5 protein-coding genes are annotated in these 4,480 nt (G+C 72.7%); 1 reads left to right on the top strand and 4 read right to left on the bottom strand.

Annotation, left to right across the window (positions count from 1 at the left end; translation table 11 throughout):
- The 3 genes from KS423_RS39330 to KS423_RS39320 all read right to left on the bottom strand — a co-directional run.
- Positions 1-617 (bottom strand): NADH-quinone oxidoreductase subunit C (locus KS423_RS39330; protein ID WP_224284524.1); only part of this gene is annotated, 617 nt, incomplete at its 3' end.
- Positions 614-1,300: an NADH-quinone oxidoreductase subunit B gene (locus KS423_RS39325; protein WP_224284523.1), complete on the bottom strand. Its 687-nt coding sequence runs from the start codon at positions 1,298-1,300 to the stop codon at positions 614-616. The genes KS423_RS39330 and KS423_RS39325, both read right to left, overlap by 4 nt.
- Positions 1,291-1,632, bottom strand: coding sequence for an NADH-quinone oxidoreductase subunit A (locus tag KS423_RS39320; protein ID WP_374120121.1), 342 nt, complete (start codon positions 1,630-1,632; stop codon positions 1,291-1,293). Before KS423_RS39320 ends, KS423_RS39325 begins: the two co-directional genes overlap by 10 nt.
- A 364-nt stretch (positions 1,633-1,996) precedes the next feature.
- On the opposite strand from KS423_RS39320, the gene KS423_RS39315 reads away from it, so the two are divergent.
- Positions 1,997-3,217 (top strand): sensor histidine kinase, encoded by a 1,221-nt coding sequence (locus KS423_RS39315; protein WP_374120120.1) that lies wholly within the window; start codon positions 1,997-1,999, stop codon positions 3,215-3,217.
- Between the two features lie 189 nt (positions 3,218-3,406).
- Here KS423_RS39315 and KS423_RS39310 read toward each other — a convergent pair whose 3' ends face one another.
- Complete coding sequence (locus KS423_RS39310; RefSeq protein WP_224284521.1) at positions 3,407-4,480, bottom strand: S1C family serine protease; 1,074 nt, start codon at positions 4,478-4,480, stop codon at positions 3,407-3,409.

Below are 4,480 nucleotides of genomic sequence, written 5' to 3'. Positions count from 1 at the left end.
GCCGCACCCGCCGCCCGCGCACCGCGCGCGGGCCGCTCGGCGACCGGCGGCAGGGTGCCCTTGAGCGGCCCCCACTCGTTCGGGTCCGGCACACCGGCCGGCTGCATCTTGCGCCGGGCCGGCCCGGCGCCGTGGTCGGACTCGCCCGGCTCCTTGGCTCCCGGCCAGTCCTTGGCGACCCGGGCGGCGAGCACGAACTCCTTGCGCAGCGGGTGCCCCTCGAAGCCGTCCGGCAGCAGCAGGGTGGCCAGGTAAGGGTGCCCGGGGAAGTCGATGCCGAACATCTCGTGGGTCTCGCGCTCGTGCCAGGCGGCACCCGCGTACACGGGGACCGCGGTCGGCAGCGCCGCCCGGTCGCGCGGCACCCGGGTGCGCAGCGCGAGGTGCCGCACGCCCGGCGCCTCGACGGCGGCCAGGTGCGCGACCACGGAGAAGCCCTCGGCGAGCTCGTCGACGGCGCTCAGCCAGTCGAAGAAGCCCAGACCCAGGACGTCCCGGGCGTTGGTGAGCGCCTCGATCCAGTTCTCGGCCGGGACGTCGACGGTGATCAGCCCGTACGCCTCGGCGCCGGTCGCCCACTCCCCGACCGACGCCGCGCACTGCTCGGCGGACGTCACGAGACCCCTCCCTGGGTCGAAGGGCCGGTCGGCGCCCCGGTCGGGGAACCGGCCTCGGAACCGCCCGCGGGCCCGGCCACCAGCGGGCGGCGCAGCGCCGCCGCGGGCGCGGTGTAGCGGTCCGGCAGGGACTCGGCGGCGATCTTCTCCTGGAGCTTGAGGATGCCCTGGAGCAGCGCCTCCGGCCGCGGCGGGCAGCCGGGCACGTAGACGTCCACCGGGATGATCTGGTCCACGCCCTTGGTGACCGAGTACGAGTCCCAGTACGGGCCGCCGGAGTTGGAGCAGGCGCCGAAGGAGATGACGTACTTCGGCTCGGGCATCTGCTCGTAGAGGCGCTTGACGGCGGGCGCCATCTTGTCGGTGACCGTCCCGGAAACGATCATCAGATCAGCCTGACGAGGTCCGGGCGCGAACGGGATGACCCCCATCCGGATGAAGTCGTGCTTGGCCATGGACGCGGCGATGAACTCGATCGCGCAGCAGGCCAGCCCGAAGTTGAAGCACCAGAGGCTGTAGCGGCGGCCCCAGTTGAGCACCACCTTGACGGGGTCCGGCGCGAGCCGGGCCAGCGGGCCGATGCCGCGGCGCTCGACGGCGCCGGGGCGCGCGGGGTCCGGCAGGCCGAGCGGGACGGGACCGCCCTGCGCGCCGCCGTGCGAGTGGGAGTGCGTCACGTCCATTCCAGAACACCCTTCTTCCAGGCGTAGAGCAGCCCGACCGCGAGGAAGCCGATGAACAGGAACATCTCGACCAGCGTTCCGGCGCCGTAACCGGCGGAGGCGAAGACGGTTGCCCAGGGGAACAGGTAGATCGCGTCGACCGCGAAGATCACGTACAGGAAGGCGTACACGTAGTAGCGGATCTGGGTGTGCGCCCAGTCCTCGCCCACCGGGTCCACTCCGCACTCGTAGGCGAGGAGTTTCTCGGGCGAGTACACCACGGGCCGCAGCAACCGGTTGGCGGTGAACGCCACGGCGACGAAGAGCACCCCGACGACGGCCATGAGGCCCATCGCGGCGTACGCGTCGAAGTAGCCGCTGCCGACCGCCGGGTCGGCCACGACGGCAGCCGTGTGCTTCCCCTCCATGTCTTCGCCTCCACCTCGGCCGTGAACCCGCCCTCAGGACAGTTCTACGACGTTTGTTCTCCCAGGCCCAACCATGGCCAAAGCGTGAGTCTAAGGGGACGGCTCCGCTCCGCCCGAACCCTGCCCGATCCGCAAGACGGCCGGTGGACACCCTGTCGGGCGTCCGGCGACCGGGCCCGGGGGTGGGGATAACCCCCGGCTGGGAAGATGTATCACCCCCATGGCATACGCCGCCCCCGGTTCGGGAAGCTTGGTCCAGCCGCACGACGAAGAGGGACGGTAGATCCGGATGAAGCCGCTGCACCGCGCCGTGGACGCCATCAAGGAGCAGGACGCTCGGATGGAGCGCCCGCCGCTGTACGGCAAGAGGATGTGGCACCAGATCGGCCGACTGCTGCTCAACCTGCCGCTCGGCATCTTCGGCTTCGTGCTGGCCGTGACCACGCTCTCGGTCGGCCTGGGGCTGTCGATCACCGTGATCGGCCTGCCGCTGCTGGCCGGCGGCCTGGCCGTCTCGCGCTCCCTGGGGGCGCTGGGCCGGCAGCGGGCCCGGTCGGCGTACGGCTCCGGGATCGACGAGCCGGAACCGGTGAAGCCCCGCCGCCCGGGGATGGTCGGCTACACCATCGCCCAGCTCACCGACCTGCTGAACTGGCGCTCGGCGCTCTACAACGTGCTGATGCTGCCCTGGGGCGTGCTCAGCTTCACGCTGACCCTGGTCTCGGTGATCGTGCTCTGGCCGGTGCTGCCCTGGGTGGTCCGCGCGCTGGCCGCGGTCGACCGCATCCTGATCGAGTCGCTGCTCTTCCCGGGCGCCCTGGCCGAGCGGGTGCGCGAGCTGGAGGACGACCGCGGCACCGTGGTCGACACCGCCGCCGCCGACCTGCGCCGCATCGAGCGCGACCTGCACGACGGCGCCCAGGCCCGGCTGGTCGCGCTGGCGATGGACCTCGGCATGGCCAAGGAGCGGCTGCGCGAGGTGGAGACCGAGGACGACATGGCGGCCGCCACCCGGATGGTCGACAACGCCCACGGCGAGGTGAAGCTGGCCCTCCAGGAGCTGCGCGACCTGGCCCGCGGCATCCACCCGGCGGTGCTCACCGACCGCGGCCTGGACGCCGCACTGTCCTCGGTCGCCGCCCGCTGCACCGTCCCCGGCGGGGTCCGGGTGAACGTCGACCTGAGCGGCCCGGACGGGCAGCCCGAGCGCCCGGACTCGGCGGTCGAGGGCATCGCCTACTTCACCGTCAGCGAGCTGCTGACCAACGTCTCCAAGCACGCCGGCGCCCGCTCCGCCTCGGTCGAGGTCTGGCGCTCGGACAACCAGCTGATGGTGCTGGTCCAGGACGACGGCAAGGGTGGCGCGGCCCCCTACCCGGGCAGCGGCCTGGCCGGGCTGGCCGAGCGGATCCGGGCGGTGGACGGGGTCTTCGTGGTGGACAGCCCCGAGGGCGGCCCGACCACCGTCACCGTCGAACTCCCCTGGCGCACCCGCACCGCCCGGCACTGACCCCGCCCGGCGCTGACCCCGCCCGCGCAGCCACCCGGCAAGGGGCGGCACGGCACGGACACGGCAGTGCGCCGGGACCCCGTCGAGGCGAGGCGGGGTCCCGGCGCCGGTCCGGTACGGCACCCGGTCCGCTGAACCCTTGCGCGGCGTGCGGCCCGGCGTCCCCGTACCGGGGCTGGGGGGAGGCGGTCAGGGCGTTCCCAGTTCACCGAGGGTGACGTCGACGGTCTTGGTGGTGCCGCCCCGGGTGTAGGTGACGGTGACGTGCCTGCCCGGGGTGAGCGAGGCGAGCGCGGTGGTGAGCGCGTTCAGCGAGTCGACCTGGGTGTCGTCGATCTTGGTGATGACATCCCCGGCCTGGAGCCCCGCCGAGGCCGCCGCGCCGCCCGGGGTGACCGCCACGATGACCGCGCCGGCCGGCTGGAACTGCTGGTTGAAGCTGGTCCGGGCGGTGACGCCGAGCGCGGCCCGGCCGGAGTTGGTGACCTTGCCCTGATTGATCAGCTGGTTGGCGATGTTGGTGATGGTGCTCGCCGGGATGGCGAAACCGATGCCGGGAGCGGCCGCGCCGTTGGTCTGCGGCTCGGTCGCGGCGAGCGTGTTGATGCCGATCACCTGGCTGTCCAGGTTCGTCAGCGCGCCACCGCTGTTGCCCGGGTTGATCGCCGCCGAGGTCTGCACCATGTTGCCGATGGTGGCGCCCGGCGACCCGGCGCCCTGGGGCTCGGTGACGGTCCGCCCGACGGCCGAGACGATGCCCTGGGTGACGCTGCTGGAGAGCCCCAGCGGGCTGCCCATGGCGAGGGTGATCTGGCCGATCTGGACCTTGCTCGAGTCGCCGAAGCTCGCCGGCTTGAGACCGCTCGGCGGGCTGCTCAGCCGGATCACCGCGAGATCGGAGTCGGGGTAGCTGCCGACCAGGGTGGCGTCCAGCGCCGTGGTGCTGTTGGCGAGGGTCACCGTGAAGGTGGTCGCGGTGCCGACCACGTGGGCGTTGGTGACGATGTCGCCCTTGTCGTCGTAGACGATCCCGGAGCCGAGGCTCTCGCCGGTGGTGATCTGCACCACGGAGGGAAGCACGTTGGCGATCACCATCTGGTAGGCGTCCTGCAACTGGGTCCCGCCGTTCGGCTGGCCGGGCGTCGGCGAGGCCTGCGGGGAGCCGGAGGCCGTGGGCGAGCCGGTGGCCGTGGGCGAGCCGGTGGCGGCGGCGGTGGCGGCGGCGGTGGACGAGGAGGACGAGCCGCTGCTGCAGCCGGCCAG

It is taken from the genome of Streptomyces sp. LS1784, assembly GCF_020103755.1.
In the GTDB taxonomy this organism is placed as follows: domain Bacteria; phylum Actinomycetota; class Actinomycetes; order Streptomycetales; family Streptomycetaceae; genus Kitasatospora.
The sequence above is the reverse complement of the archived record's forward strand: the minus strand, read 5'-3'. Positions and strand labels throughout refer to the sequence as shown.